17 protein-coding genes are annotated in these 15,745 nt (G+C 48.1%); 14 read left to right on the top strand and 3 right to left on the bottom strand.

Features of this window, described 5'->3' with window-relative positions; genetic code table 11:
* The 12 genes from ABGY95_RS11060 to ABGY95_RS11115 form a co-directional block, all read left to right on the top strand.
* A partial coding sequence (locus ABGY95_RS11060) for a hypothetical protein (protein ID WP_347441741.1) occupies positions 1-900 on the top strand: 900 nt, incomplete at its 5' end.
* 86 nt (positions 901-986) lie between these two features.
* Positions 987-2,270 carry a hypothetical protein gene (locus ABGY95_RS11065; RefSeq protein ID WP_347441742.1) on the top strand — a complete coding sequence of 428 codons (1,284 nt, stop codon included), beginning with the start codon at positions 987-989 and terminating at the stop codon, positions 2,268-2,270.
* Between the two features lie 11 nt (positions 2,271-2,281).
* On the top strand, positions 2,282-3,430 hold the full coding sequence (locus tag ABGY95_RS11070; RefSeq protein WP_347441743.1) for a hypothetical protein: 1,149 nt from the start codon (positions 2,282-2,284) through the stop codon (positions 3,428-3,430).
* Positions 3,430-4,101, top strand: coding sequence for an ATP-binding cassette domain-containing protein (locus tag ABGY95_RS11075; protein WP_347441744.1), 672 nt, complete (start codon positions 3,430-3,432; stop codon positions 4,099-4,101). Before ABGY95_RS11070 ends, ABGY95_RS11075 begins: the two co-directional genes overlap by 1 nt.
* Positions 4,102-4,252: 151 nt before the next feature.
* Positions 4,253-5,158 (top strand): hypothetical protein, encoded by a 906-nt coding sequence (locus tag ABGY95_RS11080; RefSeq protein WP_347441745.1) that lies wholly within the window; start codon positions 4,253-4,255, stop codon positions 5,156-5,158.
* 11 nt (positions 5,159-5,169) lie between these two features.
* Positions 5,170-5,826 carry a phosphoribosylanthranilate isomerase gene (locus ABGY95_RS11085; protein ID WP_347441746.1) on the top strand — a complete coding sequence of 219 codons (657 nt, stop codon included), beginning with the start codon at positions 5,170-5,172 and terminating at the stop codon, positions 5,824-5,826.
* Between the two features lie 59 nt (positions 5,827-5,885).
* Positions 5,886-6,359 (top strand): hypothetical protein, encoded by a 474-nt coding sequence (locus ABGY95_RS11090; protein ID WP_347441747.1) that lies wholly within the window; start codon positions 5,886-5,888, stop codon positions 6,357-6,359.
* A gap of 91 nt (positions 6,360-6,450) precedes the next feature.
* A complete protein-coding gene (locus ABGY95_RS11095) occupies positions 6,451-7,146 on the top strand; it encodes a metal ABC transporter ATP-binding protein (RefSeq protein ID WP_347441748.1) in 696 nt (231 codons plus the stop codon).
* A 4-nt stretch (positions 7,147-7,150) separates the two neighbouring features.
* The gene (locus tag ABGY95_RS11100) at positions 7,151-7,987 is read left to right on the top strand and encodes a metal ABC transporter permease (protein ID WP_347441749.1); all 837 of its coding nucleotides are present in this window, start codon (positions 7,151-7,153) and stop codon (positions 7,985-7,987) included.
* Positions 7,988-8,077: 90 nt separating this feature from the next.
* Complete coding sequence (locus ABGY95_RS11105) at positions 8,078-8,470, top strand: serine/threonine protein phosphatase (protein WP_347441750.1); 393 nt, start codon at positions 8,078-8,080, stop codon at positions 8,468-8,470.
* Between the two features lie 6 nt (positions 8,471-8,476).
* Entirely contained in the window at positions 8,477-9,283 is an 807-nt protein-coding gene (locus tag ABGY95_RS11110) for a protein phosphatase 2C domain-containing protein (RefSeq protein WP_347441751.1), read from the top strand.
* Positions 9,284-9,390: 107 nt separating this feature from the next.
* A complete protein-coding gene (locus ABGY95_RS11115; protein ID WP_347441752.1) occupies positions 9,391-10,407 on the top strand; it encodes a glutamine synthetase beta-grasp domain-containing protein in 1,017 nt (338 codons plus the stop codon).
* A gap of 228 nt (positions 10,408-10,635) precedes the next feature.
* Here ABGY95_RS11115 and ABGY95_RS11120 read toward each other — a convergent pair whose 3' ends face one another.
* The 3 genes from ABGY95_RS11120 to ABGY95_RS11130 all read right to left on the bottom strand — a co-directional run bounded on the left by ABGY95_RS11120 (position 10,636) and on the right by ABGY95_RS11130 (position 11,907).
* A complete protein-coding gene (locus tag ABGY95_RS11120) occupies positions 10,636-10,797 on the bottom strand; it encodes a hypothetical protein (RefSeq protein ID WP_347441753.1) in 162 nt (53 codons plus the stop codon).
* 89 nt (positions 10,798-10,886) lie between these two features.
* Positions 10,887-11,048 carry a hypothetical protein gene (locus tag ABGY95_RS11125; protein ID WP_347441754.1) on the bottom strand — a complete coding sequence of 54 codons (162 nt, stop codon included), beginning with the start codon at positions 11,046-11,048 and terminating at the stop codon, positions 10,887-10,889.
* A gap of 637 nt (positions 11,049-11,685) precedes the next feature.
* On the bottom strand, positions 11,686-11,907 hold the full coding sequence (locus tag ABGY95_RS11130) for a DUF1653 domain-containing protein (protein ID WP_347441755.1): 222 nt from the start codon (positions 11,905-11,907) through the stop codon (positions 11,686-11,688).
* 90 nt (positions 11,908-11,997) lie between these two features.
* On the opposite strand from ABGY95_RS11130, the gene mfd reads away from it, so the two are divergent.
* Entirely contained in the window at positions 11,998-15,255 is a 3,258-nt protein-coding gene (gene mfd / locus ABGY95_RS11135) for a transcription-repair coupling factor (protein WP_347441756.1), read from the top strand.
* 119 nt (positions 15,256-15,374) lie between these two features.
* On the top strand, positions 15,375-15,745 hold a 371-nt coding region (locus ABGY95_RS11140; RefSeq protein WP_347441757.1), incomplete at its 3' end, for a SurA N-terminal domain-containing protein.

The following is a 15,745-nucleotide window of genomic DNA, read 5'->3' on the forward strand; positions in this document are numbered from 1 at the left end:
GTCACTCTATCACTTGCAAACTCTGTTAGCTTTGAATTCATTCGCAACTCAAGCTCAAGCGCAGCAATCCAGAATGGTGATACTGAATTCGGCGGTTTCCTTTATACGGCAGGCGCTACCTCATTCACAGCCAACAGTATTGACAGTTTCCCTGTAGAAATTGTCTGGCCTACTAAGATAGGTCCGTCATCCTACACCTACACACCCATCAACGACACATCAGGCGTTATCGTTGTCACAGCTACTGATTTTACTTTCACTGCTGAAGGTGACCACTCCTACTTCAGCAACGATGCTGTTGGCTCCAATGGTGAAAGCTCAGCGCGTATGATTGTTTCATTTGTAGACAATGGCGGTTATGCTGACCGAGCAGAAATCCGTATTGAAGACCCAGAGGATCCGACAGCTGATGTTAATGGCGGCACAGTTAGCTCCACTGTGCTCACCGAGGGTCGATTCACTGTTGGTAGTGGTGCCCTCACCGCAAACTACAATCCCAATATAGACTCCGACAACCGACAAAGTAAAATCAGCCCCGCCGCACTGGGAGGTAACAGCATAATTTTCACCGATGACGTCGCTGATGGAAACAACTTCACCCTCCAGCTCACATCGTCTTCGAATGGCAACCTTGAGTATGATGACCTCGGTACAACTGTCTACCTAGATGAAAACAACCAACCAACAATTGATGCTGCTGATTATCTCTACAAGCGCACACTAGGTACAGATAATGCTTCTCTAACTCTCACAGGGACGGATGATAGTACCCCTAATATCATCAATGGAACTATAGATCTATTATTCCTCAGCCCAGTGACGCCCTATCAGACAGCTTCTGGAACCTACACGACTCCTGATGGGAAAACTGGCACATTTAACGTCCTTACATCTTTTTAATTAATTGTTCTAAGCTTCTTTTAATAATTCACGCCTCCGCTTTATTTCAGTGGAGGCGTTTTCGTTCCAGAAATTCGCTAGCAGTGATGAAACAAATTCTCACCATATTATTCAGTCTCTTATTGGTGAGTTGCGTAAACCAGAAGGTTCAGGAGAGGCTCCAGCTCCATGAAATACAGCAAGCCAACGCACTTCATGACTTACAATACGCTATCCTGCATAGCCCACAAAAGAAAATCACTTGGCAGCAAGCAGTCAACAGGATTGAGGAAGACAATATTACGTACCTGCAGTCCTATGATCAGACTCAAACAGCACTAAAAGCTCAAAAAAGAACTTGGTGGACTCTGGCTCCTGAGGTTTTCACTTTTATGAATATCTCGAAGTCTCTCACCGAGCTTTCAGACCTCACTACTGATGATCTATCATTCTCTATCGTAGCTAACATTACGATTCCTAACCCTTGGCAATTTTACGCCCAACTTTATGCCGACTACCTAGGTATGCTTGGTACGCAGTGGAACCATGAACTTACTCGTCGAAACTTCCAGGTCCAACTGTATAGTTACTACATTCAACAAGATCGATTGGATAAAGGAACTGAAGAGCTAACACTGTTACTCCAGAGGCTAGAGCAAAGCAGTAGTGATGGACTTAAAAAGCTATCAAGACAATATAAACAGAAAAAACTGGCTCAGGTAACTCTAAAAGAAAGACTCCGGGTACAACTCAATAATATGTTCAATACTCCAGGTGAGAATTGGCGCCTAACAGGCAACCCACCTGACATTTCTTACGCAAAGAGTTTTAAATCTTTAGCCCTAAAAAAAGGGTACGGAAAACTTGGCCTCATGTTGCAAACATTGCAGATCGAAGCAAACATCCTAAGACTATGGAATATTAAAGTAAGTCGATGGCCTCAGCTCAGTGTCGGCCTATCTAGCCCGCCATTAGTCACCTCCAATAACTCAACAACGACAGGCTTCAATCCAGAACAAACTCGACTCTTTACCGGAGCATCCCACGGGATCAAGCTCAACGACCCTCTGGGATCAGAGCGCTTGAGAGATGCCGAAGTGAGAGCCGCCTACACTCGCAAACAATTACTACTTAGGACTGAAAGTGACGTCTCTAGACTTTATCTGATCAAAAAAAGATACAGTCACCTCCTTGAAATCCAAAGCGACCTTTTAGACGAGCTCGAAAGGAATAAGCAGCAAGCCAAGACTATCAGCGCACCGAGTAGTGTTCTGGAGTCTTATAAGCAACGCCTAGAGCTTACAAATGCAATCAAAGACAATAAGCTACAGCAGCTACAATTCGATTTTCAACTTTGGATTTGGGATGAAGCGTATTGGCAAAAATACTAACGCTCAACAAAATGAAACTTTTCAACCTCGACACCCTTTGGCAGCTACTTCTAGTCGCAATTCTGAGCTTTCGAGCACTCGGAGCTGACTCCTACCAAACAGATCTATCTAAGCTTCCAACTGCTACAAAAATCTGGCTTGGTTCAGAAAAAACTCTCATCACGACGAACGACGAGATGAGCTTCACCTCTTCATCTAACAGTAAGTTTGAATTACTTAAAACTGACGGGCAATGGCTTAAGAAAGGTGATCACTGGGGAACTCTTAACCCAGAGCTATTAGCTGCTGAACGAGAAGCCTACAACCTCGAAGAGAGTAAGATCGCACTTCAAATCGATGAACTCGAAGATTCCGATATCGAAAATCTATTAAAAATTGAACAGAGCCACACTGAAATCTCTGATAAAGCAAGCGAGCTAAAACAAGCTCTTAAGATCGATGAGCTAAGTAAAGAAACTAAAGAACGAATCTATAAAGCTCTGGAGCGTCTTGATAAGCAACTAAACCGACTCAAAAACAAAATCGACACTGAACAATACCTTCTAGAAAATAGCCTAAAACACCAAGAGCTAGTGCTTTCTTTAAAGCAAAAAAAACGAGGTTTAGAAGCCTTGGAATACCAGTCCGAGCTCAAAGCCGCTTTTGATGGCAAGCTCTCCCTGCGCATCACTCAAGACAAAATTCAAGAGCTCTCAGATAAAAAACTTGTTTGGCTCCCCAGTAATCAAATTTTTGCCCACATTGTGGATGACAGAAAACTCAACGTGGAGCTCACCCCCACATCATCGAGCCTACACTCAGTAGCCCCAGAAAAAGTCTCACTACTCATTCATCTCGGAGCTGAAGGCAAGCTTGTTAGAGCTAAATTTAAGTCTGTTCAGCTCACTGAGAACTCACAACTAAACAATAAGAAGTGGGTGTTTGGAATAGCCGACAAAGATGCCAAATCTATCAAAAATGCGATTGGCACCCAGCGTGTTGCTTATCTATTTCGGGAACTCGATGAGCCAGCACACCTCGTCATGAAACATGACATCGCCTCCGTACGACCCGCTATTCTTAAAGAACAAGGATGGCGAGGCTTAGTTCGAGTTCTCTGGCCAGATTCACAAGTAGTCTTTATTGGGCCCCAATCAATAGCTCTACGTCTGAAGAACTAATGGAGATCTCCGTCACATCGCTCAGCTATAGCTACCCATCATCAGACATACAGGTTTTTGCCGATTTCAACTTCAGCGCTGGCCCAGGCGTCACCCTTATCAAAGGGTTTTCTGGATGCGGAAAGAGCACACTCCTGCGCCTCATCGCCTCACTCATTCACCCACAGAAAGGTTCGATTACTACCAGCTCCAGCTACAAGTTTGGCTCACCAATATTCCTTCGCAGAGAGGTTGGTTTCGTCTTTCAGCAACTCAACCTTTTACCATTGGCTACTATTGAAAGAAATATCAGCTTAGCTTCTGACTTAGCTGGCAGACCCAAGCAAGAAGCCAACGAATGGCTAAAAACATTTGGTCTTGAACCATTAGCAAAGAAAACTCCTTCCCAACTTTCTGGAGGTCAGCAACAGCGGGCCTCTATAGCCAGAGCTCTAGCAAAAAGTCCGTCAATCCTATTGCTTGACGAGCCCACTTCTGGTCTCGATGACCTAAACACGTCACTAATAGCATCTGTACTCTCAGGAAAGCTCCCAGAAGACACTGTGTGCCTCATCGCCACTCACGATAACCGCCTCGATTCTATAGCAAATGAAGTCCTTAATTTTAATTCCTTCTTACCTGTGGAAGAACACCTTCAAAAGATGGTGGGAGAATCCCATTTCCCCCTTTAGCAAAGTTCTTGTCACCACAATTCTGAGTCTACTGGCGATACTCGTTCTGGTTTTTTTCTCTGAGAGCCGGAATCAGCTTCTACAGCGACTGAAATCCTCCGATTCCTATACCTACTACATCAGCGAGCGAATCAGCCCGAATAACTCCTCTGTGCGACTACAGCAAAGCCTGAATGAAGAGCAACTTTGGTTAAGTAAATTTGGTAGAAATCAGATAACTTATATCCGCCAAACTCACAAAATTTTACGATGGCAAGACAAACCGATTCCAACCGTTATTTATAGCAGCAGCTCACCAGAACTCTATGAGCAGCTAGACGAACATCCTCAGATTTGGCTCCTCAGCACACAGGCCAAGTTCCTTAAGCCAATTGAAGACATCTATTCTGATGGGGTCACTATTTCTGCCACCACCAGACAAATGCCAAAGGAGATGGCAAAACATCTAGGAATAGATAGCACTATAGCCATTCCCATAGAAATGGCTGAGTCATCAATCGCTTCAGGCTTCAATATTCACCTCATTGCAAATCTCAATTCAGTTGCTGAAGTTGAAGAATTTGCAGCAATTTCCAGTGCCTACTATTCGGCTGAACACATCCGAACTAGGACGTTTTCGTCCTTAGGGTTGTTACAAGACATCAACACACTAAATAAACTGCAAACCTATATCCGCCTGGGCATCATAGCCACATGCGGCATCATATCAGCACTTATTATCGGAACGATCGCATGGCTAGAGTACAGGCAGGAGTCCTACTTGTTAGCCCTCTTAAGAAGCTTTGGTGCACCTCGCTATCTCTTGCTCGTTCATTCATTTTTTGAAAATTTAATTCTAGTGGGGCTCGGTATTATTTCCGCCTTAGTGGCATGGCCAGCCATTTATAACATTCTGATCAAATCGATCGAAACGGTTAATATGAGAAATGCCGACGAGTTACAGCTCCCAGCTCTCGATATCACCATTATTGTTTCATCCTCCATTCTCGGTTTAGCCTTAGCTATGATTCCTGTCGCCTTTGGCCTCCGCAAACCTGCTGGACTCATTCTACAATAAACTACTCCACTATGAACTCATTTTTTGATACCTCTCCTACATCACTCAAAGTTTGCGGCATCACCAATCTGGATGATGCAGAACATCTCGTCGCAGAGGGGATTCCCGCGCTTGGAGTCAATTTTTGGCCGAAATCCAAGCGCTACGTCACCCCAGAACAAGCGAGGACTTTTCTGCCTGTACTCAAAGGTGAAATCCTTCGCGTAGGCGTTTTTGTCAACGCGAAGCCTAGCGAGGTTCTATCCCTACTCGACAATGACATCATCGATGTAGCCCAATTTCATGGTGACGAAACACCTGAGTACTGCCGTGCTTTTGTCAATGCTGGGTATTCCTTTATTCGCGCTCTGGGAGTCAAAAATGCAGACTCCATCGCAAACATCCTAGACTACAAAGCCACGGCTATTTTACTCGATGCGCATGCCCCCGGTGTGTATGGCGGCACAGGAGACACATTTGACTGGAATCTAGCTAGGAAAGTAGTCGCGGAAAACCCCGAACTTCCGATCCTTTTAGCAGGCGGGATCACCTCGGAAAACGCGGAGCAAGCAACCCGCGCCGTGCGACCAGCAGGCCTTGATTTGGCCTCGGGGTCGGAGTCAGCTCCAGGTATCAAAGACTTTGGAAAAATACGTGCAATCCAAGCTGGCATCGGCGCTGCCGGATAATGCAAAATTCTTGTAATTAGCTCTTTCTTTCGTTAACTCAATAAGAACTCAGTTTATCTATGAAAGGCTCACCCATCATTGCGACAGCGATCACGATAGTTGTCCTACTAGCACTCTATATGAGCATGCGCTCCATCATTCTCCCAGAGGAACCTAACAGCGCGACAGTAGACGCCCATGCAGGCCACGACCACAGCAGCCACCAAGAACCGACTGGCGGCCACAATGACAACGCTCTAGAGACCGACTTCGAACTCTATTTTTCCTCGATCCCAGAATCCGTCACGATCTTCCAACCTTCGACCAATAAAGAAGTCCTAAAGATTACTGACTTAGACTCTTCTGAGTGGACTGGATCTGGCACGATGAGCCTCGATGGCCATTTTGTTGAACTTCAGGTCGACATCGAGTGGCAGACTCCTAGCGAGATGAATTTTGCTCAAATCATCACCAACCCGGCACGTCACGCCTCGCGTGAGAAAACTCTCCGCAGTGATGGCAACATCTCAGATATTGCTGAATTCAACTGGTAGCAGCTAGATCTCCCCTTCTCACTTCCCACCCGGCCTCAATATCGAAGCTTCAGAACATACCTGCTGTGCTCACCACAGTCATCATCATGACTTGGTCATTACGGACCTTTGCGTTCAATACCGTAAGATCTCTGCGCTCCAAAATATTTCTTTTAGAACATCGTGCGGAAATCGCGTAGCACTTATCGGCCCCAATGGAGCGGGTAAATCTACACTACTAAAAGCGATCGCGGGTCTTGTCCCTAAATCAGATGGCCACATTCGCTGGCGTGGCACACAAATAAAAAAATGGTCCCGCGAATTCGCCTACCTACCGCAGAGAGAGGAAGTCGATTGGGATTTTCCGATCACAGTACGGGGCCTCGTTGAAATGGGCCGCTACCCCCAACTCGGGATGTGGAAGCACTTCGGTGAGAAGGATACCGCCGCCGTCGATCAAGCTCTACTAGCCCTCGACCTAACAGGACTACAAGGCCGACAAATCAAAGAACTTTCTGGCGGCCAGCAACAACGCGCCTTCTTAGCGCGCGCCATTGCCCAAGACGCCCACGTACTATTACTAGACGAACCCTTTACAGGCCTTGACCGGACTTCATCAGAGACATTAGGTAACCTGCTCAACCAATTAGCCCAAGAAGGCCGACTCATCATTGCCTCCCATCACGACATGTCTACGGTCAAAGATCTGTTCAACCAAGCTCTGCTGGTGAACAAGAAATCCTGCGGATTTGGCAACTGTGCAGAACTCATCACTGAAGAAAATCTCGCTATCACCTTCACTCACTAACGGCATGGCTTTCATTCAATCAGTCATAGACAATCAGTTCATGCTGAATGCGCTCATCGGCGCAGCCCTCATTGGTTTCGTAAATGGATTTTTCAGCGGTTTTGTCAACCTACGGCGAAATGCTCTATCTGTCTCAGCACTATCGCACACCATGCTCCCTGGTATAGCTATCGCCATACTCATCACCAACACACTAAGCCAAACCAATGCCTTTATCGGAGCGCTGCTTGCCTGTTTGGCTGTAGGCCTAGGATCGACCTTAGTTAGCCGTAACTCACGCATCCACCAAGACACTGCACTCTCTATCATCTACACTACAGCCTTCGCTGGCGGCATAGCTTTATTGCCGCATTTACCCGTTGCAACCAACCTTCACGATTGGCTATTTGGAAACATCATTCATATTTCCGAACAAGATCTTAAGCTGGTGTTCACCGTCAGCGCTATCACACTGGTGCTATCGAACTTGTTTATGCGTCCAATGCTTCTCACCTTGTTTGAGCCAAATATAGCTGCCGCCCAAGGCGTGCCAGTCCGCAGCATGCAATATCTTAGTTTCACCCTACTTATCCTCATGCTCGTGGTTTCACTACAAGCGGTTGGCACCATTCTTTCTGTTGGGTTGTTAGTTACGCCAGGCGCGATTATGCTGCTCTACACAGACCGCACCTCAGCTATCTTCTGGGGCGGCGCAATTATCGGTTCACTCACCAGCATCACGGGCATTTTCGTTGCTCAGTTGATCGACATCCAAGCTGGCCCCGCCATCATCATCCTGCTAGGTATCATTTTCCTTCTCTCATTTCTTCTCAGCCCACGACACGGTATGCTCAAAAAGTAGAGAACTTACATGGGATGAATCTTTGCAAACTCAGCACCGTCTTGGTAAGTTACCGTATTGATACTTTTATCACCGCACCAACCTCTCTCCATGAAAAACCTTAAAGACGGCATCCGCTCGCTCGTAAAAATCGATTTTTACGGCCACGTCCACAAATACTTTCGTGGCACAGATGCTGATAAACGCTGTGCTACCGAAGTCAGAATCCTCAAGGAACTGGAACAACGAAAATGCCCGTTCGTCCCAGTTCTCATAGACTATAAACTAGAGGAAAACTACCTTTGCACAACGAATTGCGGTTCACCTGCACCTAATATTTCAAGAAACAAGTCAGACTCACTTTTCGCTAAGCTAGAAAATGAATTTGGCGTGCGCCACGACGACCCAGAGCCACGCAACATCACATATGACCACAAAGCTGGACAGTTTTGCGTGATCGACTTTGAACTGGCAACTCTACTTCCTGAGCCCACTAGAAGCTAAGCTCATATGACTCCAATCTTTGAATGGTCGGGTCTGACGACCTCTGGCAGAAGAAAACCCAAAAACGACGATTCGTTCCTCGTATTCTCTGCTGGCATCAATGGTGCCACTGAGCTCTCTGCAGAATCCTCCTCCCCACTCACCAACGAGGATCTTATCTTTGGCGTTTCAGACGGAATGGGTGGCGGCAATGCTGGCCACCTCGCATCCTCGCTCATTTTGAGAATCCTGAGCGAAACAATCCCGAAAACTTTTAAAACTGCGGCTCAAGGGTTCCACCCAGATTACCTCGAGCTCCTCTCACAAAAGGTCAAGGACGTCCACAGCGCCATCAACGAAAAGGCCACAAGCAATGAAAATTTCAGAGGAATGGGGGCCACGCTTACTCTAGCATGGTTCACCCCCGAGAACCTCTACATTGCCCACGCTGGAGACTCTCGACTCTATCTCATGCGCGACGGCAAAACCCAACAAATCACCGAAGACCACTCCTTCTGCTGGAGGAAACTTAAGAGAGGTGAAATAACAGAACGCCGATACCGCAACGACCCAAAGCGTTCAGTACTCTATGAAGTCATTGGCGGAGGCCACTCAAAAGTCCGCCCAGCAGTTGCTGCCATCACCTATCAGCAAGGTGATCGATTCATGCTCTGCTCTGATGGAGTCACTGATGGATTATGGGAAAAACACATTCATTCCGCACTTGATAAAAACAGAGACTCGACAAGCGCGGCCGCAAACGCTCTTATGACTCGCGCCATTGATAATGATGGGTCAGATGATACGACCCTCATCGTCATTGATGTTCGATAAATTCAGCGTATACACTAATTTTATCAAACTTGGCACACATATTGCTTGCTGCCTATGCAACAAGCAGCTGGAGATCAACTCCACTCCTCTAAAGTAAATACATCATTATGTCCAAATTCAGACTCGATTACGTATGGCTCGACGGTTACACACCAGTGCCGAACCTCCGCACAAAGTGCATGATCCGCGAATTCGATGAGTTCCCAACTCTCGAGCAACTCCCTGAGTGGGGCTTCGACGGCTCATCAACTCAGCAAGCAGAAGGCGGAGACTCCGACTGCATCCTGAAGCCTGTAGCACTTTATCCAGACCCAACACGTCTCAACGGCGTGCTCGTAATGTGCGAAGTAATGCTTCCAGACGGCTCTCCTCACCCATCCAACGCACGTGCAACAATCATTGACGACGAGGGCACATGGTTCGGCTTCGAGCAGGAATACTTCCTCATGCAAGACGGACGCCCAATCGGCTTCCCACAAGGCGGCTACCCAGAACCACAAGGTGAATACTACTGCGGTGTTGGCTTCAAGAACGTAAGCTCACTTGGTCGCGAGATCTCTGACGCTCACCTCGACCTCTGCCTCGAAGCAGGTATCAACCACGAAGGTATCAACGCTGAAGTTGCTGCTGGCCAGTGGGAATTCCAAATCTTCGGCAAAGGCTCTAAGCGCTGTGCTGACGAAATGTGGATGGCTCGCTTCCTACTCGAAAGACTTTGTGAAGAATATGAAATCGACGTAGAATACCACTGTAAGCCTATCAAAGGTGACTGGAACGGTTCAGGCATGCACTGCAACTTCTCCACAGAATACCTCCGTGAAGTCGGTGGTAAGGAATACTTCCTCAAGCTCATGGATGCTTTCGAAGAGTACACTGAAGAGCACATCGCTGTTTACGGACCTGACAACGATCTTCGCCTCACTGGCCTCCACGAGACTCAGTCCATCGACAAGTTCTCTTGGGGTGTTGCTGACCGTGGCGCATCGATCCGCGTTCCACACAGCTTCGTTAAAGACGACGCATACCGTGGCTATCTTGAAGACCGTCGCCCTAACTCACAGGGTGACCCATACCAGATCGCTTCACGCGTCATTCAGACTATCCAGTCTGTACCAACTGCGTAATACGTTAAGGTCCAAACAACTTTTAAAACCGATAGGGTTCACCCTATCGGTTTTTTTGTCCTAGAAGCCCATCGCTTTGGCTTTCCTAATGCGGAGTCATACTGATTTTGATCTTGAGCGCAGCCCGCCCTCCCAGCTAGAATTCTATGTCTATATTGCGCAAGGTCTTGCTCCAAAAATCCATGGCGAATAGAGCTAACGCTGGGGCCCCTCTCTGAATGAGCACAGTCACTCTTTGCTGACTCGAACCGTCGAGAGGCTGAGCACTTTCACCAGTGCATCATCCCTGCGGCTGGTCTTCTTGCTCTTAAGAAGCTTGCGAGGACTGAAGTTGAGGATTTCAATTTCATTGGTCGCTAATAGTGTGATATTTATTATACTATTTCTCACGAGAATGTTTCGAGTTGCATCGCGGTGAGTACACGAAGCCAAAACTTAGATCCTGCGTTTTCTCCTAGCCATCGGCCCAGAACCTCCTTTTACCCTTGCAAGTTCACTGCAAAAGCAGCGTAGATAGCACGATTACTAACACCTCTCTCACCAAGGACTTTGGTCACTAAAGCCTCGAGGTAGAAGACCGGCTCCACTTTATCTATGAATCCGAGATTGATAATAGCGCCGCTGACTAGCTCCTTGGCCATAAAGGTAGAGAAACGTCTAGTTGAAGCCCGGCAGGCGTCGCTGATTCTTGGCTATGGTCAGCGGTTCTAACTCTCCGGCCATCTCAACTTCAAGACTTCCGTGCTCGTGGATTAGCTGGCAACCTTGACCTGCTAGCTCGTCGGCAGTAGCTCCAGCACCTTATCTGACTCACTTTGCGTTTTCTTCATTGGGTCTATCTTACATGTGCAACCAAAAACACAACGTACTACTCTGGCTGGCCAAAGCTGGCTGTATCGTCATCTAAGATTTGAGTACAGAAGCTGTGAACACGGTTAATCGCTTCACCAACCCTCTAGGCTGCATCAAGAATCACATTCGCGAACAAAGGCTCAAGAAAACCTATTCAGGCCTTCGCCCCCAACACTTTCCGAGCTCAGGGTCTTCGATATTGTGTAACGTTGAGGCTTCAATGACCCTAGCACAGTCACACGCAGCTTTAAAAAGCGATTCGATATGCTACTAAAAGACGTCAAACACCTCCCACACTCACCAGTGAGTGACAATTCTCCCAAACACTATCCAACCGAATCCGAGGGATACGATGACTGGCTCAGTTCGCTGTCGCTCTAGAATTCAGAATCATTCAGGGAGCTATAAAAAATCTTCCACTCTAGCTCAGCTCTCAATGAACTCGAATCTCTCAAAAGTTTTCCCATCACGTTTGATAGTCTCTAGAAACATATCTAAAGGTCGCACCCAGAGCCCCTGGCCTTCATTATACAGCGGCTTGTAGATAACCTGAATAGCATCCGTCTCACTACAGCGTGCTGTATCGATGACGAGATATTCGTTTCCTTTAAAGTGTCTGTACTTACCCCTCTTTAGCTCGCGTTGCATTCCACTAGTTAACAGCTCCTGCCATGAAGCTCCATTCAAATCCCCTCGGATCAGGCAAGCCAAGGTTCCGTTTGCTAGAAAACTCAAACCGTGCTACTAATCTCAAATCTTCAGCTAGATCAATCTCGACCTAGTTTAATCATTCTTAGTCCGACAACTCTGAGAAAACGTAAGCCAGCTGCTGCGCCAGGTCTCGACCACGCGACGCAAATCTGCTCCACAACCAATTGGTTAATGGAGGCTAAATCTCGTGCACCTAAGCAACTTGGTCCAGTGGCTCCAGCTGGAGCCGCCTTCCTAACAGCCTTGTTGGCCACTCCTTACGCCAAAGCCCATTCCCAAGGCCGTCTTTGGTTACTGTGTGACCTGCCACGCTTACGAGAACGGATCGCCGATGAACTCCCGCTTTGGCGCGTAAAAAGTCATCTTCTGAAAGAGGTTTCAAGCGCCGACCAAGACAGCGAAATTGCCGACCCTGAATCTGGTGCTGAACGTCTAGCTAACCTGCACATACTCACCACGCCTCCATCAAACGAGTTCCCTGAAGTCGTCATTCTCCCCACCAGCATTCTCGACGAGTCAGCCCCCACACCCAAGGCTCTAAAGTCAGCTAGACTAAGCTTCCGAGTCGGCCTAGAAGTCGACATCGACGCCCTATTCAACTCACTCAGCGAACTAGGCTTTGAGCGGGTCAGCCAGATCCACAGCCGTGGCCAATTTGCCCAGCGCGGCGGCATACTTGACATATACACATGGCAAAACCCTGACCCGATTCGACTCGAGCTCTTCGACATTGAGATCGACTCGATCCGCGTCTTCGATCTCGATACTCAGACGTCACGCAAAAAACTCGATACCGTAGAACTCGCTGTCAACGAGCCGGATTCCTCTGGCACGATAGCTGATTTCCTTGGCAACCAGGACTCCCTAGTATCTCTCACTGAGGAGGCTCACCCAAAAGCCACTTTCCACTTCTCGCCATCTGCCCCAGTTTTAGAAAGCGGTGAAGCCGACTTCAGCACAGCTCTGCATGGCAGCCCTCTCGGAGCATTTGAAGCTGGCGATTTTGTCCTTCAGGAATCAAAACGCCATGCCTTCCTCCAACAAATCGCGGAGTGGGCTAACGACGACTGGCATGTCCATCTAGTCTTTGCCAACAACGGCGAAAAAGAACGCTTTTCTGAACTCATAGGGGAAGACATTTTCAAAAATATCCAAACATGTAAAGGTGAGCTAGCACAGGGCTTCACCTTCCCTGAAGCAAAGCTCGCGATCCTCTCGTCCGCCGAGCTCTTTGGCCGCTACCAAAACCAACACTCTCGCCGCTCCAATAAACTCGACCACCAACGCCGGGCCCGAGCCCAGACCAATATCGAGGACATCAATGAGGGTGACCTAGTGGTGCATTCTGAATACGGAGTCGGCCGCTTTGAGGGAATAGAAACCAACAGTGAAGGCGAAGAACAAATCCACATCGAGTTCCGAGATGGAGCCATCTTATCGGTTCCTATCGACCAATCTCACCTGCTTGCCCGCTACATCGGCATGGGCGGGAAGACCCCTCCACTTTCTAAACTTGGTGATGCCAAATGGGCCAAATCACGCAAAGCTGCAGAAAAGTCGATTCTCGACTACGCCGCTCAATTACTCAAGATCCAAGCCGAGCGCCAGACCCAGACATCTCAGGCTCATCCGCCCGATACCAAATGGATGTGGGAATTTGAGAATTCCTTTCGCTTCACCGAAACTCCAGGTCAATTAGAAGCTATTGCTGACACTAAGGCTGACATGGAATCTGGTAAACCGATGGACCGATTGATCTGTGGAGACGTAGGTTTTGGTAAAACCGAGGTCGCCATCCGCGCGGCCTTCAAGGCTGTCACAGGAGGCAAACAAGCCTGCTTGATGGCACCAACCACTGTCTTAGCGGAGCAACACTGGCGTACCTTCCGCGAACGCATGTCTGATTACCCTATTAGGGTCGAGCTACTCAACCGCTTTCGCACACCCAGCGAAATTAGAAAAACCCTCGAAGGTTTAGCCAACGGGTCGGTCGACATCGTCATAGGAACCCATCGACTCGTGTCAGACGACATCGTTTTCAAAGAGCTCGGTGTTGCCATTGTCGATGAAGAACAGCGCTTTGGCGTCCGGCACAAAGAGAAATTTAAAGAACGCATGAGCGGGATCGACATGCTCACGCTTTCAGCCACCCCCATCCCCCGCACCCTTTACCTCTCGTTAATGGGCGCTCGTGACATGTCTACTATCGACACAGCTCCACCAAACAAAGTCCCAGTGCAGACCTCCATCTGCGCCTACGATGAGCGCATCATCCGTGATGCTATCCAGCGAGAACTGAAGCGGGGCGGCCAGGTATTCTTCCTTCACAATCGAGTTCAAACCATTGGTATGATGAAGCAGAAGTTGCTCGACCTCGTACCCGAAGCCCGCATTTCCATTGGCCACGGACAGATGCCGAAAGAAGAATTAGAAGTCGTAATGCGTGACTTCGTCAGGGGTGAAGCTGACATCCTACTCGCCACCACCATCATTGAATCTGGAATCGACATACCCAATGCCAACACCATCTTGATAGACCGAGCCGATCGTTTTGGCTTGTCAGATTTGTATCAACTGCGTGGCCGAGTTGGCCGAGCTGGCGAAAAAGCCTACGCTATCCTATTACTCCCACCACAAATGGTAACAGGTGATGCTCGTAAACGCATCAATGCTATCAAGCAATACACAGCTCTGGGCTCCGGTTTTAAAATTGCGATGCGCGACCTTGAAATCCGCGGAGCCGGCAATTTGCTTGGCACCAAACAATCTGGCCACATCGCTGCCGTCGGTTTCGACCTCTACTGCCAACTTCTGCGCCAATCAATCGATCGTCTGCGTGGTAACCACGTTCATGCTCGTATAGATGTCACACTAAGAGCCGACTTCCTCACCTTCAACGAAACAGAATTTTCTCACTCCGACGCGGACTTAAACCTCCCATGCTACATCCCAGCCGCCTACATGGCCGAGCCAAGCATGCGCATCACAGCATACAAACAATTGGCTGAAACTATCTCAGAAAAGGAACTCCGCCGCATCGCTGACAATTGGAAAGACCAATTTGGTCGCCACCCTATGCCCGTGAAACACCTTCTCCAAGCCACTAAGCTTAAGCTCGCTGCGGCCAAAGCCATGATTACTAGTATTGAACTACAAGGGCAACGGCTAATGCTCACAAGAAACGGCAACTACATAACAATTAACGAATCAAGATTCCCTCGGCTCACCGAAGGGCTCCCGGCGAAAAAGCTCAATGAAGCCATCCAATTGTTAAAATCCATCTAAATCCACTCGCCTGTTCTCACGCCACCCCAACTCTCAATTCTTCACCTAACTTAGACTAATAGGTCTTTCCATGTCGCTCAATCCGCGGTAAACCAACTCAATCCAAGCAAAGCTCGCTTATGAAATTTCTACTTCACCTCGCCATAGGTATTGGCCTAGCATTCTCCGCAACAGCAGCTGTCGAACTCAACGGCATTGCAGCGAAAGTCAACGGCCGCGTCGTCACAAAAAACGAGGTTGCCTTTGGCCTCGCACCAATCCGCGCATACCTCTCTACCAAGTACCCAAGAAAGACTCCTAGCTATTATAAGGAACTCAAAGAGGCTCAAGCAAAGATCCTGCACGAACTCATCGAGCGTGAACTCGTTCTACACGAATTTAAAACAATCGGTGCACAAATCCCCGAGCACATCGTAGACTCAGAGATCCGCAGAAAAATCAGAGCGGATTACAACAGCAATGTCGGACTCTTCCGCGAGGAACTCCAATC

Origin of the sequence: Rubritalea sp., assembly GCF_039830215.1 — a bacterium.
GTDB lineage: Bacteria > Verrucomicrobiota > Verrucomicrobiia > Verrucomicrobiales > Akkermansiaceae > Rubritalea.

What these genes read in the sequence shown, in the direction of transcription:
- ABGY95_RS11100 (WP_347441749.1), top strand. Translation starts at nt 7,151, where the DNA reads ATGGCTTTCATTCAATCAGTCATAGACAATCAGTTCATGCTGAATGCG.
- ABGY95_RS11065 (WP_347441742.1), top strand. Translation starts at nt 987, where the DNA reads ATGAAACAAATTCTCACCATATTATTCAGTCTCTTATTGGTGAGTTGC.
- ABGY95_RS11125 (WP_347441754.1), bottom strand. Translation starts at nt 11,048, where the DNA reads ATGGCCAAGGAGCTAGTCAGCGGCGCTATTATCAATCTCGGATTCATA.
- ABGY95_RS11070 (WP_347441743.1), top strand. Translation starts at nt 2,282, where the DNA reads ATGAAACTTTTCAACCTCGACACCCTTTGGCAGCTACTTCTAGTCGCA.
- ABGY95_RS11105 (WP_347441750.1), top strand. Translation starts at nt 8,078, where the DNA reads ATGAAAAACCTTAAAGACGGCATCCGCTCGCTCGTAAAAATCGATTTT.
- ABGY95_RS11085 (WP_347441746.1), top strand. Translation starts at nt 5,170, where the DNA reads ATGAACTCATTTTTTGATACCTCTCCTACATCACTCAAAGTTTGCGGC.
- ABGY95_RS11130 (WP_347441755.1), bottom strand. Translation starts at nt 11,907, where the DNA reads ATGCAACGCGAGCTAAAGAGGGGTAAGTACAGACACTTTAAAGGAAAC.
- ABGY95_RS11090 (WP_347441747.1), top strand. Translation starts at nt 5,886, where the DNA reads ATGAAAGGCTCACCCATCATTGCGACAGCGATCACGATAGTTGTCCTA.
- ABGY95_RS11110 (WP_347441751.1), top strand. Translation starts at nt 8,477, where the DNA reads ATGACTCCAATCTTTGAATGGTCGGGTCTGACGACCTCTGGCAGAAGA.
- ABGY95_RS11115 (WP_347441752.1), top strand. Translation starts at nt 9,391, where the DNA reads ATGTCCAAATTCAGACTCGATTACGTATGGCTCGACGGTTACACACCA.
- ABGY95_RS11075 (WP_347441744.1), top strand. Translation starts at nt 3,430, where the DNA reads ATGGAGATCTCCGTCACATCGCTCAGCTATAGCTACCCATCATCAGAC.